The sequence below is a fragment of the Clostridium sp. UBA4548 genome, from assembly GCF_002387895.1.
Classification (GTDB): Bacteria; Bacillota; Clostridia; order Clostridiales; family Clostridiaceae; genus Clostridium_J.
Genome location: NZ_DGLI01000024.1, coordinates 1 through 2511 on the forward strand (window position 1 = coordinate 1; position 2511 = coordinate 2511).

Consider the following 2511-nt stretch of genomic DNA (forward strand, 5'->3'; position numbering starts at 1 on the left):
TTCTCTGCTGCACTGTTTGAACCTGAAAGTTGGATAGCTGTCTCACTACCTACTAACTCATAAAGATCATTACTATAACTATCAGGGGTTCTCAAATTCATTGATAAAAGCTTGCCATTAGCATCATAAGTATAATATACAGTGTAATCATTAAGTTTTTATCAACTTTGCTATTTTATGAAACGTACTATGATTCTCCCTCTAGCCACTGTATAAAAATTCCATAACATCTGAAATAACTTTATTATTAATTTAGTTTTACTAACTTTAGCAGAACTTAATTTATTTTGGCTAAAGTAAACTAAAGTTTCCATATGACTCTAATAAAAAATCCTACCATAACTTACATTATGATAGGATAATTAAACTATTAATTTTTAAGTATAGCGTTAACTTCATTTTCAAATCCGTATTTTTGAAAAAACTCTATCAATGCAGTTTGTATAATATCTTTTTGCAATATATTTTTTTCTCTACTAAACTCTTTAACTAGCCTGTCCATATCAACAGAAATAAAAAATCCTTTTGTCACTGGCATACCCTTTAGTAAGTATCTTGGAACTGCTTTGTTAGATTTATAAGATAAAAGTTCTATAAGTTTTCCCCTATTTGCTTGAAGATAACTTATTATATCTTCTTGCTTTTCTCTCTTATCATCATTACTTTTATAATCCAAGTAGTTTTCATTTGTGTCATTAAATATACTATTTTTTCTTACATAGTTACCCTTTTCAACTTGCCATACATATCCCTTGTTTTTCATGTATTCAGCAAGTTCTTCTGCATTTTTCATTCTAAAAAACTTTGCTACTTTATTTAATTCAATACCTTTTTCAATCATTGCTAATATTTTTCTTATTCTTTGAGGGTTAACCTGTGAACTGCTTATTTTGCCCCCTTCTTTTAATTCATAATTTTTAATGGCTACATTCCATGTATATCCTAAACCCTTTGCATATCTATCAAGACCATCTACACCCTTGTAGCCAACTGCTCTTGCTACTTCAAACCTTGTTTTTCCTTCATTTAACAACTTTTGTGCAAGATACATCTTTTCATCATATATATTATTTTGTGCTACTGCATTACTCATAACATCCCCACCACCTATATTGCAACTAACATTTTCAATGATTGGTCTAAATCTTCTATTCTGCAATGTGTATAAATTCCAGTTGTCACTAAACTTTCATGACCTAATAGTTTTTGCACTTGTACTACATTTACACCTTTTCTTATCAAATATGATGCAAATGTATGCCTAAATGAATGAGGTGTAATAGGCTTATCAATCTTTGCTAACATTAATGTTTTCTTTAATTCACTTGATATATATACTTGAGATATCCTCCCTGTTTTCGTACAAAATATATAGTCTGATTTTATATTTATCCTCCAACAGTTGATATATTCCTCTAATAGTTTTTTCAATTCATTGTGAAGTGGTATGGTTCTTTGTTTATCTCCTTTTCCTTGCCTTATATGCATTACATTTCCTTGAAAATCCACATCACTAACTTTTAACTCCGTCAATTCTCCAATCCTCATACCAGTGTAATACAATGTTTGAAGTGCAATCTTGATTATAGGCTTTTCTACCCCATTAAAGATACTGCGCACCTCATTTTCAGTCATAAAATATCTTTCTTTCTTTTGAGCATTAGCATATTCAATAGTTTCTGCTACATTTATAGCACAGTATTTTTTTATTGTACAAAACCTATAAAATAAATTGATGATTTTAAGAGCATCATTTCTTGTTCTTAATGAATTTTTTTTAACACTTATAAGGTAATATAGATACTCTTCAACTTCATTAGTGCTTACTTCCTCTAAACTTACAGGTCGATTATACTCTTCATAAAAGTATTTGCAAAAACGCTTTAAAGTCTCATTGTAAGTTTTTATAGTTCTTTCACTTCTACGCAGCATTTTTTGACTTTCTACAAATAATCTTATTGCTTCTTCAATGTGTAGATATTCTATACTCTTAATGCTACACTTCCTCTGAAAACTCATTTAATCACCTCGACTATAGTTTTATTTTTCTTAATATTAACATTCACTTTATATAATGTCAACATTATATAAAGTGTAAATTATATACTTTCTGTATTGTATTTGGTATATAATATATATTATAGAGGTGATATAATTGGCAACTATAATAAAAATTGCTGAAGTTTTAGAATCAAAAGGAAAAACAAAATATTGGCTATCTAAAGAAACAGGAATTACATATCCTAATCTTGATAAACTTATCAAAAATGAAACCTCAAGTATAAAATTTGACTTTCTAGAAAAGATATGTACCGCTCTTGACTGTGAATTAAGTGATATTATTGAGTTTGTAAAAGAGGATGATTTAGGAAAGTAATTGTTCTTATGAATCTTTTGCATAATGATGCCTTTGTTATAGAGAGTATTTTAGTTTTAAATAATAATTTTACTCTACAAAAAAAGATAATGACAAGTAGCCGTCCAAAACTCACGAGTGTGTAAATAAGTCTG

At 28.5% G+C, this 2511-nt stretch carries 3 protein-coding genes; 1 reads left to right on the forward strand and 2 read right to left on the reverse strand.

From position 1 onward, the window contains the following. Positions 1–370 precede the first annotated feature (370 nt). On the reverse strand, positions 371–1093 hold the full coding sequence (locus tag B3040_RS09430) for a hypothetical protein (RefSeq protein ID WP_291572566.1): 723 nt from the start codon (positions 1091–1093) through the stop codon (positions 371–373). Positions 1094–1107: 14 nt separating this feature from the next. After that, a complete protein-coding gene (locus B3040_RS09435; protein WP_291572568.1) occupies positions 1108–2019 on the reverse strand; it encodes a tyrosine-type recombinase/integrase in 912 nt (303 codons plus the stop codon). A gap of 136 nt (positions 2020–2155) precedes the next feature. Between B3040_RS09435 and B3040_RS09440 the strand changes: the two genes are divergently transcribed. Then, entirely contained in the window at positions 2156–2377 is a 222-nt protein-coding gene (locus tag B3040_RS09440; protein WP_291572570.1) for a helix-turn-helix domain-containing protein, read from the forward strand. Positions 2378–2511: the final 134 nt, after the last annotated feature.